This is a genomic window from Kitasatospora sp. NPDC087271 (genome assembly GCF_044744605.1).
Classification (GTDB): Bacteria; Actinomycetota; Actinomycetes; order Streptomycetales; family Streptomycetaceae; genus Kitasatospora.
This window is the reverse complement of the sequence record NZ_JBIUYQ010000030.1, coordinates 61,731-86,243: the sequence shown is the minus strand read 5'-3', so window position 1 is coordinate 86,243 and position 24,513 is coordinate 61,731. Positions and strand designations below refer to the sequence as shown.

Sequence of the window (24,513 nt, the reverse complement as noted above, 5' to 3'; positions counted from 1 at the left end):
CGCTGTTGAGTTCTCAAGGAACGGACACTTCCTTCGGACCGCCTTCCAGCGGGCCCTCCGGGCGCTTCGTTCTTTCGTGTTCCCAGCTTACCAGACGTTTTCCGCCCCGTTTACCGGAGGTTTTCGCATCTGAAATCTGGTGTTAACCGCCAAGTCGCGGCGACTCGGCCAACCATAGCGGGTCGCCCGCCGGAGTGCGAATCGGGGCGCTCCCGGTGTCACCCGGTCGGCGGCATGATTTGTTGCTCTCGCGAGCATATACAGCAATGGTCCCGATTCGCCAAGATGCCTGTAGAGTGCGGCGCATCGACTAAGAGGACTAGACCACTAAACGGTCGGTGAGCCGCCGGACGACGAGCCGGACTGGGCGTGGGTCTTCGCCCGGGAATGTCAGCAGATGTCCGAAGTTGACATGATTTAGGCTTCAGTCGATCGTCCTGCCGCTGCTCGCGGCCGCTCGCTGTACCGCTCACTTGGGAGGCAGAACCATGACCACTGTGACGTCGCCGCTGACCGGCAAGGTCGTCGGGCTCGCCGGCGTGCCCGACCCGGTGTTCTCCGGCGCGATGGTCGGCCCCGGCACCGCGATCGACCCGGAGCGCCGGCCGACCGAGGCGGTCGCTCCGGTGGACGGCGTCGTCGTCTCCATGCACCCGCACGCGTTCGTCGTGGTGGACGCCGAGGGCCACGGTGTACTGACCCACCTGGGGATCGACACCGTGCAGCTGAACGGCGAGGGCTTCGAGCTGCTGGTCAACAAGGGCGACACGGTGACCCGCGGTCAGGCCGTCATCAAGTGGGACCCGGCCGCCGTCGAGGCCGCGGGCAAGTCGCCCATCTCGCCGATCGTGGCGCTGGAGGCGAACGCCGACTCGCTCGGCGACCTGCGGGAGGACGGCGAGGCCGTCTCCGGCGAGGCCCTGTTCAGCTGGAGCTGACCTCTTACTTTGCACACACCCGCCCCGCAGGAGTTGTCGGGGCGGCCCGGCACACAGCGGTTCCCGGCGGGGCCGCTCCTCTCAGCGGAGACAGGTGACATGAAGAAGACGCTGCGCGGCGTGGGTGTCAGCCACGGGGTCGCGATCGGCCAGGTGCGGCACATGGGGACGGCGGTGCTGGAGCCCCCGGCCACCCAGATCCCGACCGAGGACGCCCCCCGTGAGCAGGCCCGTGCCCAGGCCGCCGTCGAGGCGGTCGCCGCGGATCTGATCGCCCGTGGCAACCTGGCCGGTGGCGAGGCGCAGGCCGTCCTGGAGGCCCAGGCGCTGATGGCTCAGGATCCGGAGCTGATGGCCGACGTGTCCCGCCGGATCGCCGTCGGCAGCAGCGCCGAGCGCGGTGTGTACGACGCCTTCGCCGCCTACCGGGCCCTGCTCGCCTCCGCCGGCGACTACCTGGCCGGGCGGGTCGCCGACCTGGACGACGTCCGCAACCGCATCGTGGCCCGGCTGCTGGGCGTGCCGATGCCGGGTGTGCCGGACAGCGACGAGCCGTACGTGCTGTTCGCGCGGGACCTGGCGCCGGCCGACACCGCGCTGCTCGACCCGACGCTGGTGCTCGGCTTCGTGACCGAGGAGGGCGGGCCGACCAGCCACAGCGCCATCCTGGCGCGGGCGTTGGGCGTGCCGGCCGTGGTCGCGCTGCCCGCCGCGACGGACGTCGCCGAGGGCACCGTCGTCGCCGTGGACGGCAGCTCCGGTGACGTGCTGCTGGACCCCTCGCAGGAGAAGCAGGACGAGCTGCGGGCGGTCGCCGCCCAGCGAAAGGCCGCGCTGGCCGCGTCCTCCGGCCCGGGGCAGACCTCCGACGGGCACCGCGTGCCGCTGCTGGCCAACGTGGGCGGCCCGGCGGACGTGCCGGCCGCGCTGGAGAACGGCGCCGAGGGCGTCGGCCTGTTCCGGACCGAGTTCCTCTTCCTGGACGACTCCGCGAAGGCGCCCACCGAGGAGAAGCAGGTCGAGGCGTACCGCAAGGTGCTGGAGGCGTTCCCGGAGGGCCGGGTCGTGGTCCGGGCGCTGGACGCGGGCGCGGACAAGCCGCTGGACTTCCTCACCCCGGCCGACGAGCCGAACCCGGCGCTGGGCGTGCGCGGTCTGCGCACCCTGCTGGAGCACCCGGAGGTGCTGCGGACGCAGCTGCGGGCGCTGGCCAGGGCCGCCGAGGGCCTGCCGGTGCACCTTGAGGTGATGGCCCCGATGGTGGCCGACCGCAAGGACGCCAAGGACTTCGCCCAGGCGTGTCGCGAGGCGGGGCTGGAGGCCAAGTTCGGCGCGATGGTGGAGATCCCGTCGGCCGCGCTGCGGGCCCGGTCGATCCTCCAGGAGGTCGAGTTCCTCTCGCTGGGGACCAACGACCTCGCGCAGTACACCTTCGCCGCCGACCGTCAGGTGGGCGCGCTGGCCCGGCTGCAGGACCCGTGGCAGCCGGCGCTGCTGGACCTGATCGCCGCGGCCGCCGAGGCGGCGCAGGCCACCGGCAAGAGCTGCGGCGTCTGCGGTGAGGCGGCCGCCGACCCGCTGCTGGCCGTGGTGCTGACCGGTCTGGGCGTCACCAGCCTCTCGATGGGCTCGGCCTCGATCCCCTACGTGCGGTCGACGCTGGCCAAGTACACGCTGGCGCAGTGCCGCCGGGCGGCCGAGGCGGCCCGGGCGACGGACAGCGCCGAGGAGGCGCGGGCCGCCGCACAGCAGGTGCTGTCGGGCGAGTAGGACAGGTGAACAGCAGGAAGGGGTGCTCCCACCGGGCCGGTGGGAGCACCCCTTCGGCGTGTCCGGTCAGGCGGGGCTCTGCCGGTCGCGGCGAAGCTGCTCGAAGAAGCGCAGGTGGTCGATGTCGTCGACGGAGCCGGGGTTGACTGCCTGCTCCAGCGGGGTGCCGGAGAGGATCCGCTTGACCGGGACCTCGATGCGCTTGCCGGTGAGGGTGTGCGGGAGGCCGCGCACCGCGATGACCTCGTCGGGGACGTGGCGCGGGGAGAGTTCGGTGCGCAGCGAGGTGCGGATGCGGCCGATCAGCCCCTCGTCGAGCTCGGCGCCGGGGGCGAGGACGACGAACAGCGGCATCCAGTAGCCGCCGTCGGGCTCCTCCAGGCCGATGACCAGGGATTCGGCGATCTCGGGGAGGCGCTCGACGACCTCGTAGATGTCCGAGGAGCCCATCCGGACGCCCTGCCGGTTGAGCGTGGAGTCGGAACGGCCGTGGATGACGACGGTGCCGCGGGAGGTGACGGTGATCCAGTCACCGTGGCGCCAGACACCGGGGTACATGTCGAAGTAGCTGTCGTGGTACCGGGTGCCCTCGGGGTCGTTCCAGAAGCCGGTGGGCATGGACGGGATGGGCTTGGTGACGACGAGTTCGCCAACGGTGTCGGTGTGCGGGTGGCCCTGGACGTCCCAGGACTCGACGGCGGCGCCGAGGCAGGGGGCCTGGATCTCGCCGAGGTGGACGGGCAGGGTGGGGACGCCGCCGACGAAGCAGGAGCAGACGTCGGTGCCGCCGCTGACGGAGGCGAGCCAGACGTCCTCCTTGACCTCCTCGTAGATCCAGCGGAAGCCGTCGGGCGGGAGCGGGGAGCCGGTGGTGCCGATGCAGCGGACGGCGGAGAGGTCGAGGTCGCGGCCGGGGTGCAGCTCGGCCTTGCGGCTGGCGATCACGTAGGCGGCGGAGGTGCCGAGGACGGTGGCGCGGGTGCGGGCGGCGACCGACCAGAGGGCGCCGGTGTCGGGGTGGCCGGGGCTGCCGTCGTAGGTGACGATCGTGGCCCCGACCAGGAGGCCGGCCAGCAGGAAGTTCCACATCATCCAGCCGGTGGAGGTGTACCAGAGGAAGCGGTCCTGGGGGCCGAGGTCGAGGTGGAGGCCGGCCTGCTTGAGGTGTTCGAGCAGGATGCCGCCCTGGCTCTGGACGATGGCCTTGGGCAGGCCGGTGGTGCCGGAGGAGTAGAGCACCCAGAGCGGGTGGTCGAAGGGGACGGCCTCGTAGACCGGCTCGACGTCGTCGGCGACCAGGTCGTCCCAGTGCAGGGCGCCCTCGGGGGCGGGGGCGCCGAGCAGCGGGACGTGGACGACGGTGCGCAGGGTGGGGAGTTCGCGGCGCAGTTCGGCGACGACCTCGGTGCGGTCGTGGTCCTTGCCGCCGTAGTGGTAGCCGTCGACGGCGAAGAGGACGGCGGGTTCGATCTGCTGGAGGCGGTCCAGGACGCTGCGGGCACCGAAGTCGGGGGCGCAGCTGGTCCAGATCGCGCCGACGGCGGCGGTGGCGAGGAGGGCGACGGCGGCCTGCGGGATGTTGGGCAGGTAGGCGCTGACGCGGTCGCCGGGGCCGATGCCCCGGGCGCGCAGGGCGGCGGCCAACGAGCCGACCTGGCGGCGCAGTTCGGACCAGGTGAGGACGGCCGACTGCTCGGTGGTCTCGTCGAGGTGCAGGACGGCCGGGCGGTCGGCGTTGGCCGGGTCCTCGGCGGCGCGCAGGGCGTGTTCGGCGTAGTTGAGGCGGGCACCGGGGAACCAGCGGGCGCCGGGCATGGCGGGGTCGGCGAGGACGGCCTCGGGGGCCTGGGTGAAGCGGACGTCGAACCACTGGGTGATCGCGGTCCAGAAGCGGTCGAGGTCGGCGGTGGACCAGGCGTGCAGGTCGGCGTAGCGCTGGGCGGCCTGCTGGTCGTCGGCGGCCGGGGCGAGCGGGGCGGCCGGGGCGCCGTGGTGTTCGGCGGCCCAGGCCTGGAAGGCCACCAGGCTGGTGGCTGCGGCGCGAGCGGGGTTGGGGCGCCAGAGCGGTTGGTCCTGGGGTGGGGTGCTCACGGTGGTGGTCTCCCGGCCGGTGGTGGGGACGGGAGTGCTTGTGGCAGGCCCGTCCGGTTGGGCTGTCGGTGCAGACCATGCCATGCGAGCGGCCGCCGCGCCAGGGTCCGCCCGGTGGGTGCCGGGCCGGTCAGCGGCCGGAGATCCCGCCGCCGGACTCACCGCTGAACTCGCCGCCGAACCAGGAGCGGGAGACCCGGGTGTGGAAGGGGAAGGCGAGCGGGGTGTCGGGGGCGGCGAGCTGCCAGCCGTCGGTCTCGTCGGTGGGGCGCGAGGGCGGGAGTTCGGCGAGCGGACGGGCCGGGAGCAGGCCGAAGAGGCAGAGGAAGCCGCCCCTGGCGTCGGAGTCGGTGGCGACCAGGGTGATGTCGGCGGCGTCCGCCAGGATGCCGGTCTCCTCGCACAGTTCGCGCACGCACGCCTGCTGCCAGCTCTCGCCGTAGTCCACGTAGCCGCCGGGGAAGGCGAGTTGGCCGTAGCCGGGCTCGATGGTGCGGCGGATGACGACGAGGGTGGGGTCGGCGTCGGGGCGGGTGACCGGGAGGAGGGTGACCACGACGGGCAGCGGGTTGCGGTAGCTGATCTCGGCGCAGCCGGGGCAGGTGCGGGGCCAGTGGTCGGTGCCGGCCGGGTAGGGCGTGCCGCAGAAGTGGCAGTGGGAGAACGGCTGGTTGACCGCGCGTGTCGGGTCGTCAGTGGTCATGGCCGGATGGTAGCCGGGTGCGCGCGGCCGCCGTCAGCGGAGCTCGCCGTCGCGGGTGGGGCGGAGCAGGGCGGGGTGCAGGAGGCTGGCGTCGCCGGCGCGGTACGTGCGGGCCCGGGGGCCGCCGCGGGCGCCGCCGCGGGCGGTGGTGGCGCCGGTGCTCTCGACGAAGCCGGGGACGGAGAGGACCTTGCGGTGGAAGTTGCCGGGGTGGAGCTTCTCGTCCCAGACGGCCTCGTAGACGGCGCGCAGGTCGGGGATGGTGAAGTCGTAGGGCAGGAAGGCGGTGGCGAGCGGGCTGTACTCGAGTTTGGCCCGGACGCGGTCGAGGCCGTCGGCGAGGATGCGCGCGTGGTCGAAGGCGAGCGCGCGGGAGGACTGGCCGGTGGGCCCGCCGACACCACCCCCGTGGGTGTCGGCGGGCGCACCGGCGGCTCGGGGTCGGCCGCAGGGCCGTATGCCCAGGTCGAGGTCGGCGACGGGGTGCCAGGTGGCGGCCGCGGCGTCCGTGCCGGCCTGCGGGTCGGGCAGGTCGGGGGCGAAGGCGAGGTAGGCGACGGAGACGACGTGCATGCGCGGGTCTCGCTCGGGGGCGCCGTAGGTGCCGAGCTGTTCGAGGTGGACGCGGCAGAGCGCGGCCTCGACCTCGGAGCCGCCGAGCAGGCCGGTCTCCTCGGCGAGTTCGCGGGCGGCGGCCTCGTCCAGGCTCTCCTCCCCGGCGCGCAGGAAGCCGCCGGGCAGGGCCCAGCAGCCCTGGTGGGGCGGGGCGCCGCGCTGGACGAGCAGGACGTGCAGGCCGCCGTGGCGCAAGGTCAGGGCGACCACGTCGACGGTGACGGCGATCGGGGCGTAGGCGCGCGGGTCGTAGGCGGCGAGCCACTCCTGCTCGCTCGCGGGCGTGGTCGGGGGCGGGGTGGACGGGTCGTCCGCTTCCATCACCGGCTCCTCTCCGCGCTCGCCGCCGGACGGGGTGCTGTCGTTCTCTGGCTGAGCACAACGTAGCGATTCCGTTCCCCGGCGGCAAATGGTTTTCCGGGTCCGCGGGGATGCCCGGCTTCTAGGCTGTGACCAGGAACGACCGCGCCCGAGGAGGCCCCATGCCCACTGCTCCCCCGCCGGACTTCGCCGCGGCGCTGGCGGCCGGTCCGCTGGTGCTGGACGGCGGGATGTCGAACCAGCTGGCGGCGGCCGGGCACGACCTCCTCGACGAGCTGTGGTCGGCGCGGCTGCTGGCGGACGCGCCGGAGGCGGTGGTGGCGGCGCACCGGGCGTACTTCGCGGCCGGTGCGGACGTCGCCATCACGGCGAGCTACCAGGCGAGCTTCGAGGGCTTCGCCCGGCGCGGAACGGGCCGGGCCCAGGCCGCGCGGCTGCTGGCGCGCAGCGTGGAGCTGGCCCGGGAGGCGGCGCGGGCCGAGCCGGGCGGGCGGCGGCGCTGGGTGGCGGCGTCGGTGGGGCCGTACGGGGCGGTGCTGGCGGACGGTTCGGAGTACCGGGGCCGGTACGGGCTGAGCACCGCGGAACTGGTGGCCTTCCACCGGCCACGGCTGGAGGCGCTGGCGGCGGCCGGGCCGGACGTGCTGGCGCTGGAGACGGTGCCGGACGCGGACGAGGCGCGGACGCTGCTGGAGCTGGTGCGCGAGCTGGGCGTGCCGGCCTGGCTGTCGTTCAGCGTGGCGGGCGACCGGACCGGGGCGGGCCAGCCGCTGGCGGAGGCGTTCGCGCTGGCGGCCGGGGTGGACGAGGTGCTGGCGGTGGGCGTGAACTGCTGCACCCCGCAGGACGCGGACCGGGCGGTGGCGCTGGCGGCCGAGGTGACCGGCAAGCCGGTGGTGGTGTACCCGAACAGCGGGGAGGAGTGGGACGCCACGCGCCGGGACTGGCGCGGCGAGCCGACGTTCCGCTCGGCCCGGGTGGGCGGCTGGCTGGCGGGCGGCGCACGGCTGGTGGGCGGCTGCTGCCGGGTGGGGCCGGACGGGATCGCCGCACTGGCGGCGGAGGTCGCGGTGCGGCGGGCGCGCTCGAGCGGCGTCGAGGAGTGAGGGACGTCCGGGGGTGAGCGGCCCGGCGGGTCGGCGGGCGGGCGGAGGTTAACAAACGGCCGAGCACGGGTTACCGAGGGGGAAGGTGCACGGACCGGCGACGGCCTGGCAGACTCGTCCCGTTACCACTGCGGTCGACAATGTCGACCGCCTGTCAGCGCGGAGGTCCCCATGCCCGGCCCGATCCAGTCGCTCTCCCGGGCCGCCGCGATCTTGCGCCTGCTGGCCGGCGGTGAGCGCCGCCTGGGCCTGTCCGAGGTCGCGACGTCGCTGGATCTCGCCAAGGGCACCGCGCACGGCATCCTGCGCACGCTCCAGCAGGAGGGGTTCGTCGAGCAGGACCCGGAGAGCGGCAAGTACCAGCTGGGCGCCGAACTGCTGCGGCTGGGGCAGAGCTACCTGGACGTGCACGAGCTGCGGGCGCGGGCGCTGGTCTGGGCGGACGACCTGGCCCGGGCGGCCGGCGAGACCGTCTACCTGGGGGTGCTGCACCAGCAGGGCGTGCTGGTCGTGCACCACGTCTTCCGGCCGGACGACACCCGGCAGGTGCTGGAGGTCGGCTCGATGCAGCCGCTGCACAGCACCGCGCTGGGCAAGGTGCTGGTGGCCTACGACCCGGTCGCGCGCGGCGAGTTGGGCGACGGGCCGTACGAGTCGTACACCCTGCGGACGCTGACCGAGGCGGCCGACGTGGACGCCGAGTGCGCGCTGATCCGCGAGCGCGGCTGGACGGACTCGATCGAGGAGACCTGGGAGGGCGTGGCCTCGATCGGCGCGCTGATCCAGGACCGGCGGCGCAACCCGGTGGGCGCGGTGTGCATCAGCGGCCCGGTGGAGCGGGTCTGCGAGGACGGCTTCGTGAAGCCGTCGCTGGTGGCCTCGGTGCGCAGCGCGGCACGGGCGATCTCCCGCGATCTGGGCGCCGGGCGCTTCTGAAACCCGAGGCCGCACCGGCGGCCACATCGTCACGCTGAGGCGCGGACGGGCATCGGCCTGTCCGCGCCTTGGCGTTTTGCCCCGGTTTGTCCCGCTCCGCTGGGTAACTTCGGGGGAAGGGTCACAGCTCCGTAACCCTGCCTTGACGTGAGGGCAACCAGGGGAGGAAGCTTCCGCATAACGGTCGACATTGTCGAACGATGGCCGGGAAGATCACTCCCCCGATGCGCTCACCCGCACAACGATCGGCCGGCCGCCCCCACCCACACCTCCGGGCCATATGGACAAGGGAGTCTTTGTGTCCGCGTTCTCCAACGGCGACGTCTTCGTCGGCGAAACCCTCGGCACCGCCGCCCTGATACTTCTCGGTGGCGGCGTCTGCGCCGCCGTGACCCTCAAGAAGTCGAAGGCCCTCAACGCCGGCTGGCTGGCGATCACCTTCGGCTGGGGCTTCGCGGTCCTGATCGCCGCGTACATCTCGGCTCCGAAGTCCGGCGCCCACCTCAACCCGGCCGTCACCGTCGCGCTCGCCATCAAGAGCGGTGACTGGAGCCAGGTGCCGCTCTACCTCGGCTCCCAGTTCCTCGGCGCGATGATCGGCGCCGTGCTGGTCTGGCTCACCTACCTCGGCCAGTTCCAGGCCAACGAGGAGCCCACCCTCGGCATCTTCTCGACCGGGCCCGAGATCCGGAACCCGATCCAGAACGTCGTCACCGAGGTCATCGGCACCTTCATCCTCTGCATGGCGATCCTCACCCTCGGCAAGAACGACGGTCTGGCCGCCGGCGGCCTCAGCACCCTGATCGTGGCCCTCACGGTCGTCGGCATCGGCCTCTCGCTGGGCGGCCCCACCGGCTACGCGATCAACCCGGTCCGCGACCTCGGCCCGCGCATCGTGCACTCGCTGCTGCCCATCCCGAACAAGGGCGGCTCCGACTGGTCGTACGCCTGGGTGCCGGTCGTCGGCCCGCTGATCGGCGGCGCACTGGCCGGCGGTCTGTACAACGCGATGTTCTGACGGGCCGGGTTCGAACCCGCCGAGCACGGGGACCGACCACTGTGTCGGGCCCACCCACCCCGTAACCCCCGAATCCTGAGCCGAGGACCCTCTGATGACCTCCACTGGCAACTACATCGCCGCGATCGACCAGGGCACCACCTCCAGCCGTTGCATCATCTTCGGCGCCGACGGCCGGATCGTCGCCGTCGACCAGCAGGAGCACCGGCAGATCTTCCCGCAGCCCGGCTACGTCGAGCACGACGCCGCCGAGATCTGGACCCGGGTGCAGTCGGTCGTCCGCGGCGCGCTGGAGAAGGCCGGCCTGACCAAGGACGACATCCGCGCGATCGGCATCACCAACCAGCGCGAGACCACCGTCCTGTGGGACAAGAACACCGGCGAGCCGGTCCACAACGCGCTGGTGTGGCAGGACACCCGCACCGAGGGCCTCTGCCGCGAGCTCGGCCGCAACGTCGGCCAGGACCGCTTCCGCCGCGAGACCGGCCTCCCGCTCGCCAGCTACTTCGCCGGCCCGAAGATCCGCTGGCTGCTGGACAACGTCGAGGGCCTGCGCGAGCGCGCCGAGGCCGGCGACATCCTGTTCGGCACCATGGACACCTGGGTGATCTGGAACCTCACCGGCGGTGTCAACGGCGGCAAGCACGTCACCGACGTCACCAACGCCAGCCGCACCATGCTGATGAACCTGCACACCCTGCAGTGGGACGAGAAGATCGCCGAATCGATCGGCGTGCCGATGGCCGTCCTGCCGGAGATCCGCTCCTCCGCCGAGGTCTACGGCGAGGCCGTCGGCGACCTGGCCGGCGTCCCGGTCGCCTCCGCGCTCGGCGACCAGCAGGCCGCGCTGTTCGGCCAGACCTGCTTCGACGAGGGCGAGGCCAAGTCCACCTACGGCACCGGCACCTTCCTGCTGCTCAACACCGGCGAGAAGATCGTCAACTCGTACCACGGGCTGCTGACCACCGTCGGCTACCGGATCGGCGACCAGGCCCCGGTCTACGCCCTGGAAGGCTCGATCGCCGTCACCGGCTCGCTCGTCCAGTGGCTGCGCGACCAGCTCGGCATCATCTCCACCGCCGCCGAGATCGAGACCCTCGCCAACACCGTCGAGGACAACGGCGGCGCCTACTTCGTCCCGGCCTTCTCCGGCCTGTTCGCCCCGTACTGGCGTTCCGACGCCCGCGGCGTGATCGCCGGCCTGACCCGGTACGTCACCAAGGGCCACCTGGCCCGGGCCGTCCTGGAGGCCACCGCCTGGCAGACCCGCGAGGTCGTCGACGCCATGCAGAAGGACTCCGGCGTCGAGCTCACCGCCCTCAAGGTCGACGGCGGCATGACCAGCAACAACCTGCTCATGCAGAACATCGCCGACGTCCTGGACGCCCCGGTCGAGCGCCCGTACGTGGCCGAGACCACCGCCCTCGGCGCCGCCTACGCGGCCGGACTCGCCGTCGGCTTCTGGAACGACCTCGACACCCTGCGGGCCAACTGGCACCGCGCCGCCGAATGGACCCCGCGCATGGACGAGGCCACCCGGGAGCGCGAGTACAAGAAGTGGCTCAAGGCCGTGGAGCGCACCATGGGGTGGGTGGAGGAAGAAGAGACCGACTGACCGACAAGCCGGTCGGGGCCCCGAGCCCCGACCGGCCGCCCGCCGTTCCGGCAGCGGGTGTCACCGCGTTTCACCGGCCCGCCGCACCGGGCCGACCGGCCTCTCAGCAGAGGCCGCACCGCACACGAGAGGAGTAACGGCGCCGCCTGACCCGCGCGCCGTACACAACCACCATGGCAACCATCCCGACCCTGGGCGCCGAGCGCACCGCCGGCCACACCGCCTCCCGCGCCGAGACCCGTGAGCTGCTCGGCAAGGCCACCTACGACCTGCTGGTGATCGGGGGCGGCATCCTCGGCACGGCCGTCGCCTGGACCGCCTCCCAGGCCGGACTCAAGGTCGCCATGGTCGACGGCGGCGACTTCGCCGGCGCCACCTCCAGCGCTTCCTCCAAGCTCGTCCACGGCGGTCTGCGCTACCTGCAGACCGGCGCGGTCAAGCTCGTCGCCGAGAACCACAAGGAGCGCCGCGCGCTCGCCACCGACGTCGCGCCGCACCTGGTCAACCCGCTGACCTTCTTCGTGCCGGTCTACAAGGGCGGCCCGCACAGCGCGCCCAAGCTCGGCGCCGGCGTCTTCCTGTACTCCGCGCTGTCCGCCTTCCGCGACGGCATGGGCCGGGTCTCCACCGCCGCGCACGCCGCCCAGCAGGTGCCCGCGCTGCGCACCGAGGGACTGCGCTCGGTGGCCGTCTACGGCGACCACCAGATGAACGACTCGCGCGTCGCCGTGATGACGGTGCGCGCCGCCGTCGACGCCGGCGCCGTGGTGCTCAACCACGCCGAGGTCACCGGCCTGCGCTTCACCGCCGGCCGGGTCACCGGCGCCGAGCTGCGCGACCGCCTGGACGGCGCCGAGTTCGGCATCGACGCCCGCCTGGTGCTCAACGCCACCGGCCCGTGGGTGGACCACCTGCGCAAGATGGAGGACGCCGGCGCCGCGCCGTCGATCCGCCTCTCCAAGGGCGCGCACGTCGTCGTCAAGCGCCGCTCGCCGTGGCGCGCCGCGCTGACCATCCCGATCGACAAGTACCGCGTCTCCTTCGCCATCCCGTGGGAGGACCACGTCCTGCTGGGCACCACCGACGAGGAGTACACCGGCGACCCGAAGGACGTCCGGGCCACCGAGGCGGACATCGACCAGATCATGGGCGAGGCCGCGCACGCCATCCGTGACGAGCACCTCGACCGCGACCTGATCACATACTCCTTCGCCGGCCTGCGGGTGCTGCCCGGCGGCCCGGGCGACACCGCCGCCGCCAAGCGCGAGACGGTCGTCACCGAGGGCAAGGGCGGCATGCTGTCGGTCGCCGGCGGCAAGTGGACCACCTACCGCCACATCGGCCGCACCGTGCTGGAGAAGCTGGCGCACGTGCCCGGCACCAACCTCGGCGAGGACATGTCCCCGATCGCGGCGACCGTGCCGCTGCCGGGCGTCGGCGCGCCGAACGCCGTCGCGCACCGGCTGCTGATCGACCGCGACCCGGGCTCCCGGATGGAGCCGCTGGTGGCCAAGCACCTGGCCAGCCACTACGGCACGCTGTCCTTCGAGATCGCCCGCATGATCGACGAGAACCCGGAGCTGGGCCGGCCGATCCACGAGGACGGCCCGGACGTCTGGGCGCAGGTCGCCTACGCGGCCGACAGCGAGTGGGCGTACACGGCGGACGACGTGCTGCGGCGCCGCACCACGATGACCGTGCGCGGGCTGGACACGCCGGAGATCCGGGACGAGGTCGAGGCCTTCCTCGCGAAGCGCGGAACCAAGTAGGCACAGCCTCGCGAAGCGCGGAACCAAGTAAGCACAGCCTCGCGAAGCGCGGAACCAAGTAGGCACAGCCTCGCGAAGCGCGGAACCAAGTAGGCACAGCCAGCTAGGCAGAGCCTCGCGAAGGGCGGGCACCCGGGTTCTCCGGGTGCCCGCCCTTCGTGCGCCCGGCTCGCGGGCGGGGTACGAAGGGCTCCCGGTCGGCCGCTCAGATCGGCGTGCCCGCCTTGATGACGTGGCGGAGGCGGCGGTCGGGGCTGCCGGGCTGAGTCCCGGTCGGCGGACACGCCCGAGGGGCGGCACCCGTACGGGTGCCGCCCCTCGGCGGATGTCGGCGACGCCGGGCGCCGTCCGGCCTAGATGATCAGGCTGAGCGGCATGATCAGGGCGATGGCGACGACCGAGATCACCGTCTCCATCACCGACCAGGACTTCAGCGTCTGCCCGACGCTCATCCCGAAGTACTCCTTCACCAGCCAGAAGCCGGCGTCGTTGACGTGCGACAGGAAGAGCGAGCCGGCGCCGATCGCCAGGACCAGCAGGGCCGCGTGGGTGGAGGACATGTCGGCGGCGAGCGGGGCGACGATCCCGGCGGCGGTGATGGTGGCGACCGTCGCCGAGCCAGTGGCCAGGCGGATCAGCACCGCGATCAGCCAGCCGAGCAGCAGCGCCGAGATGTGCCACTTGCCGGACCACTCGCTCACCGCGTTGCCGACGCCCACGTCGATCAGGGTCTGCTTGAAGCCGCCGCCGGCGCCGACGATGAACACGATGCCGGCGATCGGGCCGAGCGACTTGCCGACGGTGTCGGAGATCCGGGCCTTGTCGAAGCCGGCCGCCTTGCCGAGGGTCAGCATGCCGAGCAGGGTCGCGGCGAGCAGCGCGATCAGCGGCGAACCGATGAAGTCGAAGACCCGCTGGGCCATCGCCTTCGGGTTGTCGACCACCACGTCGGTCAGGGCCTTGCCGAGCATCAGCACGACCGGCAGCAGGATCGTCGCCAGCACCGCGCCGAAGGACGGCGTGTGCTCGGGCTTGGTGGTCTCCTCGGGGGCGGTGGCCTTCGGGATCTCCAGCGGGCCGACCCAGCGCTCGGCCAGCCGGGAGAACAGCGGGCCGGCCACGATCAGGGTGGGCACGGCGATCAGCAGGCCGAGCGCCAGGGTGATGCCGAGGTCCGCCTTCAGGGCGTCGACGGCGACCAGCGGGCCCGGGTGCGGGGGCACCAGGCCGTGCAGCACGGACAGGCCGGCCAGCGCGGGGATGCCGATCCGCATCAGCGGCACGTTGCCGCGGCGGGCGACCAGCAGCACGATCGGGATCAGCAGGACGACGCCGACCTCGAAGAACAGCGGCAGGCCGAGGACGGCGGCGATCAGCGCCATCGCCCAGGGCAGCGCCTTGTTGCCCGACCGGGCCAGCACGGTGTCCGCGATGATGTTGGCGCCGCCGGAGTCGGCGAGCAGCTTGCCGAGCATCGCGCCCAGCCCGATCAGCAGGCCGACGCCGGCCACGGTGGAACCGAAGCCCGTGGAGAAGCTGTTGAGCAGCTTGTCGAACGGGGCGCCCGCGACGGCGGCCAGCAGGCCGGAGCCGAGCGTGAGGGCGAGGAAGGGGTGCAGCTTCAGCTTGGTGATCAGTAGGACGATCACACCGATGCTGAGCAGGACCGCGATCAGCAGCTGGGAGTCGCTGCTGGTGTGCGGCAGGGCCGGTGGGGCGGCCGCGAGCAGAGTGGGGGCAATACTCACGCGAGGTCTCCATTGACCGGCCGCAGCAGCGCCACGGCCATCTCGACGAGTTCTTCGGGGGACGGACCGACGTCCAGGACGGCGCCGCGCTCGTGCGCGCCCAGGGGTTCCAGGGCGGCGTACTGCGAGTCGAGCAGCGACGGCGGCATGAAGTGGCCGGTGCGGTGGGCGAGCCGGTCCTCGACCAGCTCGTGACCGCCGCTGAGGTGCAGGAAGTAGGCACCCGGGCAGGCCGCGCGCAGGGTGTCGCGGTAGCGGTGCTTCAGCGCCGAGCAGGTGACCACGCCGCCGGTGCCGTCCTCGGCCCGCTCCTTGAGCCAGGCGCCGAGGGCGCGCAGCCAGGGGGCGCGGTCCTCGTCGTCCAGCGGGATGCCGGCCGACATCTTGGCGATGTTGGCCGCCGGGTGGAAGTCGTCCGCCTCCGCGTAGGGGAGGTCGAGGCGTTCGGCCAGCAGGCGGGCCAGGGTGGTCTTGCCGACACCGGAGACGCCCATCACCACGATGGTGAGAGGGGTGTCCGGGAGGTCGTGGTTCTCGACGCTGAGAGCCATGGGTGGTGCTCCTTCGTTGCCTGGCCGCCACTATCGCCTCAAAGATATGACGTATTCAAGTGGCGGAAACCAAATCGTCATACTTTTGGGCTGTGGGGTAGATCGCAGGGCACAGGACCCGGTACGCGCCGGTGGTGGCGGCGGGGTGGGCGTCTACGCTGGGCGGATGGAGATCCAGGGGCTGCCCGGTCGGCTGCTTGACGAGCTCGGGCCGGCGATCGCGTCGGGGGAGATTCCCGAGGGCGCGGTGCTGCGCGGCGAGGAGCTGGAGGAGCGGTTCGGGGTGTCCCGGACGGTCGTCCGGGAGGCGGTGCGGATCCTGGAGGGGATGCGCCTGGTGGCGTCCCGGCGGCGGGTCGGGATCACCGTGCAGCCCAGGTCGCTCTGGGACGTCTTCGACCCGCTGGTGATCCGCTGGCGGCTGGCCGGCGCGGACCGCTCGGCCCAGCTGCGCTCGCTCGGCTCGCTGCGGGTGGCCGTCGAGCCGGCCGCGGCCGCGCTCGCCGCGGTGCACGCGAGCGACGACGACCGGCGCCAACTCGGATCGCTGGCCGTTGAGTTGACCGTCTCGGCGCGGGCCGCCGACCTCACCACCTTCCTCCGGCACGACATCGACTTCCACGCCACCGTGCTGCGCGCCTCCGGCAACGAGATGTTCGCCCACCTCGGCGACACCGTGGGGGCGGTGCTCACCGGGCGGACCGAGTACCATCTGATGCCCCATCAGCCGGAGCCGTACGCGATCCGGCTGCACCGCGAAGTCGCCGACGCGATCTGCGCGGGGGACGCCGTCCAGGCCGAGCAGGCCATGCGGACGATCGTGGCGGGCGCCCTGGAGGAGCTCAACCAGCAGTTGGGCTGACTTCCCCCGGCGGCGGGCCGCCCGCTGCCGGCTGCCCGGATCACGCGCTTTGACGGCAGTTCGGTGGATTCGGACGCATAGTCCTGGTTCGACGGGGCAGAGTGAGGCGAGGGGGCGCTTTTCGCGTGCGCCCGTCCCGTGTCCGCCGCCGAGTCCGCGCCTGGGGGTCGATCGATGTCCGTGCCACGCCGCCGTCGCCGCCTGCCCGACGAGGTGCGCGCCGCCGCCGTCCGGGCGGTGCTCTGCCTGTCCTTCACCCTGGTCGGCGTGGTCGTCGCCACGCTCGCCTCGTACGCGGACAGCTGGCTGATGACGCCGGCGCTGATGGCGATGGGGCTCGGGGTGTTCGGCACGATGTGGTGCCTGCTGGAGATCCTGATCTCGCGCCAGGTCGCCGCCCAGCGGCAGCGCGCGCCCGGCTCCGCGCACCCGATGGCGGGCAGCCGGGCGCCCGACCCGCTGGCCGCCCGGCCGCTCCCCCGCCCCGGCGGGCCGCAGCGTCAGCCGCGGCTGCCGGCCGCGTAGGACACCCGCGGCCGGCGCCGCGGGTCAGTCCTCCGGGACGGCCCGGTAGTGGGTGGTGAGCCGGCCCGTGTCGTCCAGGACGTGGAAGGCGAGCATCGGCGGCTGGGTGAAGGAGATGCCGGGCCCGCCCTCGCAGGGCAGCGTGACGGTGGAGACCACCCCCGGGGCGACCAGCAGGGGCAGTCCGGCGAAGGTGGTGGCGGCGCCGGTGTGGGAGTGGCCGCAGAGCAGGCCGGCCACCCGCGGGTGCCGGGCCAGCACCGCGCCGAGCGCCTCCTCGCCGAACTGGCGGATCGGGTCGACGTTCGGCAGGTGCAGGACGGCCGGCGGGTGGTGGAAGGCCACCAGCGCGGGCAGGTCGGCGCGGCCGGCCGCCAGTTCGGCGTCCAGCCAGGCCAGCGTCTCCTCGTCCAGCAGGCCGTCGTCGCGGCCCGGGATCGAGGAGTCCAGCATCAGCACGTCGGCGCCGGGCAGTTGGTGCAGCCGGTTGACCGGGCCGTCCGCGGGGGCCTCGCCGAGCAGCACCTCCCGGTAGGGCGCCCGGCGGTCGTGGTTGCCGGGGCAAGTGAGCACCGGGTACCGGGAGTCCAGCACCTTGGCCACCTGCTCGTACTCGGCGGCCAGGCCGTGGTCGGCGAGGTCCCCGGTGACGAGCACGGCGTCCAGCGGGCCGGGCAGGGCGTCGAGGTACGCCATCACCTGCCCTGCCCGCCGCAGGGCGCGCCTGCCGCCGTCCCGGCGGTGCTCCTGCCCGAGGTGGATGTCACTGAAGTGCGCGATCGTCAGCATGGACGCCACGCTAGTCAGTTGCGGACTGCACCGGAACCTCGGCCGGACGCTTGAACATCCGGGTGGCGGTGATCTCGCCGTGGATGGCCGGGCCGTCCGGGTCCTGCGGGGCGGGCAGGCCGGGGCGCAGGTGCTCCTCGACCGAGATGTACTTGAGGCCCGCCCGCAGGTCGGCGTCGTTGCGCAGCCGGATGACCAGCGGGAACTCGGCGAGCGCGGTGGTGTCGAACAGACCGGTGGTGTAGATCAGTTGGACGCCGAGCGCATCGGCCACGGCCCGCTGGAGCTCCAGCAGGTAGGTGGCGTTCGCGCGGCCGATCGGGTTGTCCAGGAACAGCGTGCCGGCGTGCCGCAGCTGGGACTGGCCGCGGTCGTTGGCGCGCAGCGCGGCCATCGTGCAGTACAGCGCGATGGCGGCGGTGAGCAGCTGGCCGCCGGAGAAGACGTCGGACATCTGGCCGACGCCGACCCGCTCGGCGCGCAGCACCGCGTCCGGCTTGAGGATCTCGACGCTGACGCCCTTCGGGCCGATCGCGGCGGCGACCCCGCGCAGCAGCAGGGACATGCCGTCGCGGCGCAGGTCGCTGTTCTTGCGGACGGCGGCGCGGGTGGCCTCGTCGATGACCTCGCCGAGGCGCTCGACCAGGGTGGCGTGGTCCGGGTCCTCGAAGCGGATCCGCAGGAACTCCTGGCCGGACCACTCCCCCAGGCCCTCGGGCAGCCGGGAGAGCCGCTGGGCGGCGCGCAGGGTGGTGAGCGAGGACTCGACCAGGCCGCGCAGGCGGTCGACGATCGAGCCGCGGTTGCGCTCCAGCTGGGCGAGTTCGTCGGTCAGCACGCGCAGCCGGGGCGCGAAGGCGGCGGCCCAGGCGGCGGCGTGCTCGGGCAGCGCGGCGGCGGGCAGTTCGCGGATCTGCTGGCGGGCGGGGGTGCGGACGGCCTCGTAGCGGGCGGCGTTGGCGTGCCGGACGAGGGCGTCGGAGGCGTCGCGGACGGCGAGTTCGGCGGAGGACAGCTCGCCGGCGGCGGTGCGCAGGGCGCGGCGGGCCTCGGCGGCGGTGCCGCGCGCCTCCGGCAGCGAGCCGAGGTAGGGCTCGACGGACTGGCCGTCGTCCTCCTGCTGCTCGCGCAGGCCGTCGCGCAGCTGGCCGGCGAGTTCGTCGAAGTCGGCGGCGGCCGACTGGGCGGCGTCGAAGGTGCGTTGCAGGTCGGCGTGCGCGGTGCGGGCGGCGTCCAGGGCCTCCCGGCGCTCGGCGAGCCGGCTGGTGGCGGTGCGCAGCAGGACCTGGGCGTGCTCGGGGTCGGCGGGGACGAGGTCCTCGGGCAGTTCGGTGTGCGCCTCGCCGTCGGCGGGGGCGGAGCGCTCGGCCTCGCCGCGCAGGCGTCCGAGCTGCTCGCTGGCGGCGGCGGAGCGGGCCTCGATGGTGGCGACCAGGTCCTCGGCGCGGGCGGCCGCGGCCTGGCGGGCCGGGCCGTCGGCGCCGTCGGGGCTGCCGAGAAGTTCCTCGGCGCGGGTGCGGACCTTGTTGGTGAGGCGGTCGAGTTCGGTCGCGGCGGCGGCCTCGTCGCCCTCGGCGCGGGCCTGCTCGGCGCGCAGGTCGGCGCCGACGCCGACCTTCTCGTACAGCTGGGAGGCGGCGCGGTAGGCCTCGCGCAGGGCGGGCAGTGCGGCGGGGGCGGTCTCGGAGGGCTCGTCGGCCTGTTCGGCGGCGGGGATCTCGGCGCGTTCGGCGCGCACGGTACGGGCGGTGCGGCGGGCGTCGTCGGCGGCGCGCTGGGCGGCGCGGCGGTCCTCGTCGCAGGTGCGGGCGCGTTCGGCGCAGACGGCCTGGCGGCGGTCGCACTCGGCGGCGTCCTCGGCGAGTTCGCGCTGGCGGCGGGCCCAGTTGGCGCGCTCGCGCAGCCGGAAGGCGAGGCCGGAGAGGGCGTCGGCGCGGCGGCGGGCGCGCTGGGCGGCCTCGCGGTGCTCCTCGTGGGCGGCGGCCGCGGCGGCGTGGTCGGTCTCGGCCTCGTCGTGGTCGGCGCGCAGGGTGGCCAGGGCGGCGGCGGCCTGCTCGGCGTGCTCGCGGGCGGCCTCGGCGGCGGCGGCGAGTTCGGCGAGGGTGCCGGGCGGGCAGCTGGCGTGCCAGGAGGCGAGGCGGGCGGCGAGGGCGCGGTCGGCACCGAGGCGGGCGGCGAGTTCGCGGATGTGCTCCTCGCGGGCGCCCGCCCGGGCGCGCAGTTCGCGGCGCTCGTCGTCGGCGGCGGACTCGTCGTGCATGGCCGGGTTCGGCGGCACCAGGAAGAACGCGGGCTGGTCGGTGATCGGGGCGATCAGGGAGGCGGCGGCGCCGACGGCGACGGTGGAGCGGGGCAGCAGGGCGGCGGCCTGCAAGGCCTCGCGGGCCCGCTCCAGCGAGGCGGGGTCGGTGACGACGACGCCGTCGACGAGTTCGGGGCGGGCGGCGAGGATCGCCTCGTGGTCGGCCGGGTCGACGGACTGGGCGAGGTAGCGCCAGCCCGGCAGGGCGGGGATGCCGTGCTCGGCGAGGTACTCGACGGTGGCCAGGACGTCCGGGCCGGGCGGCAGCAGTCCGCCGTCGCCGAGGGCGGCGAGGATGCGGGAGTCGTCGGCGGCGGCGGTGCGCAGGTCGAACAGGGTGCGTTCGGCCGTGGCGATGGACTCGTCGAGGAGTTCGCGCAGGTACTCGGCGTTGCGGTCGAGGACGGCGGGGGTGAGGAAGCCGGCGTCCTCCTCGGCCCCCGACCCGTCGTCGCTCCAGTCGGTGGGTGCGGGGGTGAGGGAGAGCAGGTCGGAGAGGCGCTGCTCGGTGGCGAGCAGGGCGGCGGTGCGCTGCTCGGCGGCGAGGGCCCGGGCGGCGGCCGTGCGGGCGTCGCCGGCGCGCTCGGCGGCGAGTTCGGCGCGGCCGGTGGCGGCGGCGGCCTCGCGCAGCCTGGCGGCGCAGGCCTCGGCGGTCGTACGGGCCTGGGCGAGGGCGGCGCCGGCGGCCTTCTCGACGTCGGCGGCGTGCAGGGCGGCGCGGGCCGGGTCGACGTCGCCGTCGGCGTCGATGAAGCCGGCCTCGACGGCGGCGGCGGTCTCCTGCTCGACCTCGGCGAGGCGCTGGCGCAGGTGGTCGACCTCGCTGCGGGCCTTCTGGGCGGCGGTGGCGGCCTCGGTGGCGTCGGACTGGGCCTTGGCGCCGTCGTCCTGGAGCTCGTCGGCGCGCTGCTCCTCGGTGTCGGCGCGGGCCTCGGCGGCCGCGGCGGCGGCCTCCAGGGCGCGGGCCAGGGCGGTGGCGGCGCGGGCGCGGGCGGCGAGCGCGGGGGCGGCGTCGAGTTCGGCCTCGCGGATGGCGGCGGCGACCCGGGTGACCCGGTCGGCGGCGGCGCGCTGGCGCAGGACGGTCTCGGCGGCCTGCCAGGCAGCGTGCAGGGTGCGGGCGTCGATGAGTTCGCGGCGCAGCGCGGCGGCCTCGGCGGTGGCCGCCGCGAGGCCCAGGGTGGCGTGCCGGTGGGTGAGTTCGGCGGTGATGAGGGTGTGCCGGGTGCGGTCGGCCTCGGCGGCGGTGACGGCGCCCGCGGCGGCGGCGACCTCGATGGCGAGGTCCTGGGCGCGGTCGCGTTCGGCGGCGGCGCGGGAGGTGAGGGCGTGGGCGAGGCGGCGGGTGCGGCGTTCGGCGGTGCGGTGGGCCTCGCGGACGCTCTCGCGGGCGCCGGTGGCCTCGACGATGCGTTCCAGCAGGTCGAGGGAGCCGGCGGTGAAGTCGCGTTCGGCGGTGAGTTCGGCGCGGCGGCCGAGCTTGGCGGCGAAGCCGTGGACGAGGTCGGCGAGGCCGTCGGTGTCCCGGGTGTCGGTGACGGCGCGCAGCAGCAGGTCGGTGAAGTCACTGTCGTGCTTGACCGCGAAGAGGCCGGCGGCCTCGCCCTCGTCGGCGTTCATTTCGCGCTGGTAGCGGAAGAGTTCGGGGTCGAGGCCGAGTTCGCCGAGGTGCTCGGTCCAGCGGTCGTGGCCGTCCTCGAAGACCAGGTCGAGGTGCGGGTGGGCCTTGCCGGCCTCGGTGAGGGCGTCGCGGAAGCCCTTCATGGTGCGGCGGCGGCCTCGGGCCTTCTGGTCGCCGGCCAGGCTGATCCGTTCGGCGACCGGCAGCGAGTCCAGGGTGAGGCCGGGGCCGGGGCGGAAGGAGTACCAGGTCTCGGCGAACTTGCGCGGGTCGGAGGAGACCTGGCGGCCGCGCCACTCGCTGACCTTGCCGACCACGATCAGCTCGCCGGTGACGGTGTGCTGCCACTCCAGCGCGACGTGGCCGCAGTCGTCGGCGAGCAGGAACTTGCGCAGCACGCCGGAGCTGGCGCCGCCGAGGGTGTTGCGGTGGCCGGGGAGCATCACCGAGAAGATCAGCTTGAGCAGGACGGACTTGCCGCCGCCGTTCTCCAGGAAGAGCACGCCGGCCGGGGCGGGGCGGCGGACCGGGCCCTCGGCGTCCTCGCCGAACAGGCCGATCTGCTGCGGGGCCGGGTCGGCGACGGGCTCGCCGACGCCGCGCAGGTCGAGCACCGTGTCGGCGTAGCGGGCGCCGGCCGGTCCGATCGAGTAGAGGCGGACCCGGTTGAGCTCGTACATGTGCGGCGGTTCTCCGTGGCTGGGGGGTGGTCGGGACTCGGGCTCAGAGCGAGTGGAACGGCAGGCCTGCGTCGGCCACCAGTTCGTCGCCGGTGTCCGGCGGCAGCAGGCTGGCGGTGCCGTCGGAGACCGGGACGATGCCGAGGTCGAGCAGTTCGGCCATGGCCGCGCTGCCGGCCAGGTCGCGGACCTGGAGCTGGTAGCGGGCGGTGGTGCGGTAGGTGCCGCCGGCGTCGTCGGAGACCTTCTGCAGGAAGCCGGAGTCGACCAGGAACAGCACGGCCTTGGCGACGATGCCGATGGTGGAGCCGGAGAGCCGGCGGGCGTCCTTGGTGGCGCCGGTGGCGGTGCGCCGGGCCCACACCCGCCAGGCGGCCTCCAGGCCGGGGGCGTCGGACTGCGGGTCGGTGTTGTCGCCCTCGGTCGCGGCCTGCTCCTCCAGGCGGCGGCAGGCCTGGCGGACGAAGGCGTCGACGCCGTTGACGGTGATCCGGCCGAGGTAGCCGTCGTCGGCGAGGTCCTCGGGCCGGGGGAAGGCCATCGCGGCGACGGCGAGGTGGGCCAGGCCGTGCAGGAAGCGGTCGGTGGACTCGGTGGCGGCGCGGCGCGAGTAGTCGCCCATCCGGACGGCGAACAGCGAGTCCTCGGCGGCGGCGACGGCCATGCCGGCGCGCGGCGAGACCTCCAGGACGACCAGGCCCATGCCGGTGGCGACGGCGTCGGCGAGCCGGGCGAACGGCGGGTCCTCGCGGTGGCGGCGGACGAGTTCGGCGTACTCGGCGTCGCGGGCGGGGAGCAGCTTGGCCTGGAGGCCGAAGGAGACCAGCCGGGCTGCGTCGGCGACGTCGCCGGGGGTGATCGGGGCGGGGGCCGCGGGTTCGGTCTCGGCCGCCCAGGACGCGTCGTGGTGGGTCGTCACGGGCGGTGCTCCTCGGGGCTGTTGCTGGTGCGGGCGATCTGGTGGTGCGTCAAGGCGGCGGCCTGGTCAGCCGGCGTCCTTGCGGTCGGCGGCCATGCCGGCCGCGTCGAGCAGGGCGCTGCCGACGATCAGGTCGGCGCCGCCGAACTGCGGGTCGCGCAGCGGGGTGCCGTCGTCCACGGCGAACAGCAGCCGCTCCTCGCCCTGCCGGTAGGCGGTGCCGACCGGCGGGCTGGCCGCGTGGACGGCCAGCAGGGCGACGAGGTACGGCAGCTCCGGGTCCTGCTCGCGGGCCTCGGCGAGCAGGCCGGAGAGCCGGCGGGGGGCGTCGGCGGGCAGGTCGAGCAGGAGCAGCGCGGCCTCCAGCTGGGCTTCGGAGAAGCGGCTGTCGTCCGGGGTGGCGACCAGGTCCGGGTCGGGCAGTTCGGCGCCGAGGTGCTCGCGCTCGACCGGCGGGGTGAGCAGCAGGTCGACCAGGTCGGCGACCCGGACGGAGACGGGGGTGCGCAGGCCAGCGCCGCGGGCGAAGAAAGCACCGGTGGGGCCGACGGCCTGCTCGACCGGCAGCCGCAGCACGGGGGCGAGCAGTTGGCCGTAGAGGTCGATGCCGCTGCGGGCGCCGGGGGTGGCGAAGGCCTGCCGGTCCTGCTCGGCGCGGAACAGCGGGCCGGCCTCCAGCAGGCGGGTCTGCAGCTTCGTGTGCCGGCGGATGCAGTCCTTGACGATGTCGAGCAGCTCGGCGGCGCGGCGCTTGTGCTCGGCCCCTTCGGGGGTGTGGGGCTCGGCCTCGTCGCGGGCCTTGCGGATGTTGGTGAGAATCGCGTTCTCGTGCCGGTAGCGGTCGGCGATGTGGTCCAGCGCCTCGTCGATGAGGTCGGGGATGGCGCGCATCCAGTCGACGGCGCGGACGTTGCGCCGGGTCGCGTCGAGGGCGCGGCGCAGCGTCTCGGCGTACTGGACGGTGCGGTAGCGGGCCTGCTCGGCGGCGAGCTGGGCGTCGGCCAGGCGGCCGCGGCGGATCAGCACCTCCAGCTTGACCTCGGCGGCGATCTGGGCCGAGGTGACGTCGGTGTCGAGCGCGCCGACCAGGACGTTGACCGCCTCGTCGGTGGTGCGCAGGTAGACGCCGCCGTCGGGGCCGGGGACCTCCTCGATCAGCTTGAAGTCGTAGTCGCGCCGGACGTACGCGCCGTCCGCGCCGAAGGTGCCGTAGACGGCGCGGAAGCCCCGGTCGACGCTGCCGACGTTGATCAGCGACTCCAGCACCCAGCGGGCGACCCGCTCGTGCTCGGCGGCGGGGCGGTCGGCGGCCTGGGCGGCGACCCGGGGCAGCAGGCGGGCGAGCACTATGTCGCGGTCGGCGCCGGTGTCGAAGTCCATGTGCAGGGTGACCAGGTCGATCGCGGCGAGACCGACCTCGGCCATCGCGTAGCCGCCGTACTCGCCCGCCAGGTTGACCTTGCGGTTGTCCAGGTCGTGCAGGGGGGCGGTGCAGGCCAGCGCCTTGAGCCGGCGGGCCAGGCCCTCGTCGGCGGCGGGGCCGGGCGCGGGCCTCGCCGCGACGGACCCGGCGGGCGGCCGGGGGCCGGGCAGGGTGGGCGGGTCAGCGATGGCGGTCACGGTGGACAAGATTA

Annotated in this window: 18 protein-coding genes; 9 read left to right on the top strand and 9 right to left on the bottom strand. The window is 74.0% G+C overall.

Annotation, left to right across the window (positions count from 1 at the left end):
- The first annotated feature begins 488 nt into the window (after window positions 1-488).
- Complete coding sequence (locus ACIO9K_RS33350) at window positions 489-938, top strand: PTS glucose transporter subunit IIA (RefSeq protein WP_363586840.1); 450 nt, start codon at window positions 489-491, stop codon at window positions 936-938.
- Between the two features lie 99 nt (window positions 939-1,037).
- The gene (ptsP, locus tag ACIO9K_RS33345) at window positions 1,038-2,708 is read left to right on the top strand and encodes a phosphoenolpyruvate--protein phosphotransferase (RefSeq protein WP_363586841.1); all 1,671 of its coding nucleotides are present in this window, start codon (window positions 1,038-1,040) and stop codon (window positions 2,706-2,708) included.
- Between the two features lie 66 nt (window positions 2,709-2,774).
- Here ptsP and ACIO9K_RS33340 read toward each other — a convergent pair whose 3' ends face one another.
- Genes ACIO9K_RS33340 through ACIO9K_RS33330 form a run of 3 tightly spaced genes read right to left on the bottom strand, consistent with a single transcriptional unit; the run spans window position 2,775 to window position 6,438 of the window.
- Entirely contained in the window at window positions 2,775-4,883 is a 2,109-nt protein-coding gene (locus tag ACIO9K_RS33340) for an acetoacetate--CoA ligase (RefSeq protein ID WP_400335386.1), read from the bottom strand.
- A gap of 46 nt (window positions 4,884-4,929) precedes the next feature.
- Window positions 4,930-5,502, bottom strand: a complete 573-nt coding sequence (locus ACIO9K_RS33335; protein WP_363624838.1) for an NUDIX domain-containing protein — start codon at window positions 5,500-5,502, stop codon at window positions 4,930-4,932.
- A gap of 33 nt (window positions 5,503-5,535) precedes the next feature.
- A complete protein-coding gene (locus tag ACIO9K_RS33330; protein ID WP_400335383.1) occupies window positions 5,536-6,438 on the bottom strand; it encodes an NUDIX hydrolase in 903 nt (300 codons plus the stop codon).
- Window positions 6,439-6,599: 161 nt separating this feature from the next.
- Here ACIO9K_RS33330 and mmuM point away from each other — a divergent pair, with 161 nt between their 5' ends.
- From mmuM to ACIO9K_RS33305, 5 genes are all read left to right on the top strand, one after another.
- On the top strand, window positions 6,600-7,544 hold the full coding sequence (gene mmuM / locus ACIO9K_RS33325) for a homocysteine S-methyltransferase (protein WP_400335380.1): 945 nt from the start codon (window positions 6,600-6,602) through the stop codon (window positions 7,542-7,544).
- A 171-nt stretch (window positions 7,545-7,715) separates the two neighbouring features.
- Complete coding sequence (locus tag ACIO9K_RS33320) at window positions 7,716-8,480, top strand: IclR family transcriptional regulator (protein WP_363586846.1); 765 nt, start codon at window positions 7,716-7,718, stop codon at window positions 8,478-8,480.
- Between the two features lie 280 nt (window positions 8,481-8,760).
- A complete protein-coding gene (locus tag ACIO9K_RS33315) occupies window positions 8,761-9,498 on the top strand; it encodes an MIP/aquaporin family protein (protein ID WP_400335378.1) in 738 nt (245 codons plus the stop codon).
- A 94-nt stretch (window positions 9,499-9,592) separates the two neighbouring features.
- Window positions 9,593-11,113, top strand: a complete 1,521-nt coding sequence (glpK, locus tag ACIO9K_RS33310; RefSeq protein ID WP_363586848.1) for a glycerol kinase GlpK — start codon at window positions 9,593-9,595, stop codon at window positions 11,111-11,113.
- Window positions 11,114-11,286: 173 nt separating this feature from the next.
- Window positions 11,287-12,882, top strand: a complete 1,596-nt coding sequence (locus ACIO9K_RS33305) for an FAD-dependent oxidoreductase (RefSeq protein ID WP_400335376.1) — start codon at window positions 11,287-11,289, stop codon at window positions 12,880-12,882.
- Between the two features lie 353 nt (window positions 12,883-13,235).
- Here the strand turns inward: ACIO9K_RS33305 and ACIO9K_RS33300 are convergent, their stop codons facing one another.
- Both ACIO9K_RS33300 and ACIO9K_RS33295 read right to left on the bottom strand, forming a co-directional pair.
- On the bottom strand, window positions 13,236-14,624 hold the full coding sequence (locus tag ACIO9K_RS33300) for a gluconate:H+ symporter (RefSeq protein ID WP_363624848.1): 1,389 nt from the start codon (window positions 14,622-14,624) through the stop codon (window positions 13,236-13,238).
- Window positions 14,625-14,626: 2 nt separating this feature from the next.
- Window positions 14,627-15,181: a gluconokinase gene (locus ACIO9K_RS33295; RefSeq protein ID WP_350884259.1), complete on the bottom strand. Its 555-nt coding sequence runs from the start codon at window positions 15,179-15,181 to the stop codon at window positions 14,627-14,629.
- Between the two features lie 166 nt (window positions 15,182-15,347).
- Between ACIO9K_RS33295 and ACIO9K_RS33290 the strand changes: the two genes are divergently transcribed.
- Window positions 15,348-16,043, top strand: a complete 696-nt coding sequence (locus ACIO9K_RS33290; RefSeq protein WP_063350185.1) for a FadR/GntR family transcriptional regulator — start codon at window positions 15,348-15,350, stop codon at window positions 16,041-16,043.
- 174 nt (window positions 16,044-16,217) lie between these two features.
- Window positions 16,218-16,568, top strand: a complete 351-nt coding sequence (locus ACIO9K_RS33285; RefSeq protein ID WP_350884255.1) for a hypothetical protein — start codon at window positions 16,218-16,220, stop codon at window positions 16,566-16,568.
- 24 nt (window positions 16,569-16,592) lie between these two features.
- Here ACIO9K_RS33285 and ACIO9K_RS33280 read toward each other — a convergent pair whose 3' ends face one another.
- The 4 genes from ACIO9K_RS33280 to ACIO9K_RS33265 form a co-directional block, all read right to left on the bottom strand.
- Window positions 16,593-17,357 (bottom strand): metallophosphoesterase, encoded by a 765-nt coding sequence (locus ACIO9K_RS33280; protein WP_363586851.1) that lies wholly within the window; start codon window positions 17,355-17,357, stop codon window positions 16,593-16,595.
- 10 nt (window positions 17,358-17,367) lie between these two features.
- Window positions 17,368-21,960 (bottom strand): hypothetical protein, encoded by a 4,593-nt coding sequence (locus ACIO9K_RS33275; protein ID WP_400335372.1) that lies wholly within the window; start codon window positions 21,958-21,960, stop codon window positions 17,368-17,370.
- A gap of 43 nt (window positions 21,961-22,003) precedes the next feature.
- Window positions 22,004-22,879, bottom strand: a complete 876-nt coding sequence (locus ACIO9K_RS33270; RefSeq protein WP_350884249.1) for a hypothetical protein — start codon at window positions 22,877-22,879, stop codon at window positions 22,004-22,006.
- Window positions 22,880-22,945: 66 nt separating this feature from the next.
- Window positions 22,946-24,490, bottom strand: coding sequence for a hypothetical protein (locus tag ACIO9K_RS33265; RefSeq protein WP_400335391.1), 1,545 nt, complete (start codon window positions 24,488-24,490; stop codon window positions 22,946-22,948).
- Between the last annotated feature and the right edge of the window lie 23 nt (window positions 24,491-24,513).

Excerpts from the sequence above, each read along its gene's own strand:
- ACIO9K_RS33290 (WP_063350185.1), top strand. The coding sequence starts at position 15,348 with ATGGAGATCCAGGGGCTGCCCGGTCGGCTGCTTGACGAGCTCGGGCCG.
- mmuM (WP_400335380.1), top strand. The coding sequence starts at position 6,600 with ATGCCCACTGCTCCCCCGCCGGACTTCGCCGCGGCGCTGGCGGCCGGT.
- glpK (WP_363586848.1), top strand. The coding sequence starts at position 9,593 with ATGACCTCCACTGGCAACTACATCGCCGCGATCGACCAGGGCACCACC.
- ACIO9K_RS33350 (WP_363586840.1), top strand. The coding sequence starts at position 489 with ATGACCACTGTGACGTCGCCGCTGACCGGCAAGGTCGTCGGGCTCGCC.
- ACIO9K_RS33335 (WP_363624838.1), bottom strand. The coding sequence starts at position 5,502 with ATGACCACTGACGACCCGACACGCGCGGTCAACCAGCCGTTCTCCCAC.
- ACIO9K_RS33285 (WP_350884255.1), top strand. The coding sequence starts at position 16,218 with ATGTCCGTGCCACGCCGCCGTCGCCGCCTGCCCGACGAGGTGCGCGCC.
- ACIO9K_RS33280 (WP_363586851.1), bottom strand. The coding sequence starts at position 17,357 with ATGCTGACGATCGCGCACTTCAGTGACATCCACCTCGGGCAGGAGCAC.
- ACIO9K_RS33305 (WP_400335376.1), top strand. The coding sequence starts at position 11,287 with ATGGCAACCATCCCGACCCTGGGCGCCGAGCGCACCGCCGGCCACACC.
- ACIO9K_RS33340 (WP_400335386.1), bottom strand. The coding sequence starts at position 4,883 with ATGGCATGGTCTGCACCGACAGCCCAACCGGACGGGCCTGCCACAAGC.
- ACIO9K_RS33275 (WP_400335372.1), bottom strand. The coding sequence starts at position 21,960 with ATGTACGAGCTCAACCGGGTCCGCCTCTACTCGATCGGACCGGCCGGC.
- ACIO9K_RS33330 (WP_400335383.1), bottom strand. The coding sequence starts at position 6,438 with ATGGAAGCGGACGACCCGTCCACCCCGCCCCCGACCACGCCCGCGAGC.
- ptsP (WP_363586841.1), top strand. The coding sequence starts at position 1,038 with ATGAAGAAGACGCTGCGCGGCGTGGGTGTCAGCCACGGGGTCGCGATC.
- ACIO9K_RS33320 (WP_363586846.1), top strand. The coding sequence starts at position 7,716 with ATGCCCGGCCCGATCCAGTCGCTCTCCCGGGCCGCCGCGATCTTGCGC.
- ACIO9K_RS33295 (WP_350884259.1), bottom strand. The coding sequence starts at position 15,181 with ATGGCTCTCAGCGTCGAGAACCACGACCTCCCGGACACCCCTCTCACC.
- ACIO9K_RS33315 (WP_400335378.1), top strand. The coding sequence starts at position 8,761 with ATGGACAAGGGAGTCTTTGTGTCCGCGTTCTCCAACGGCGACGTCTTC.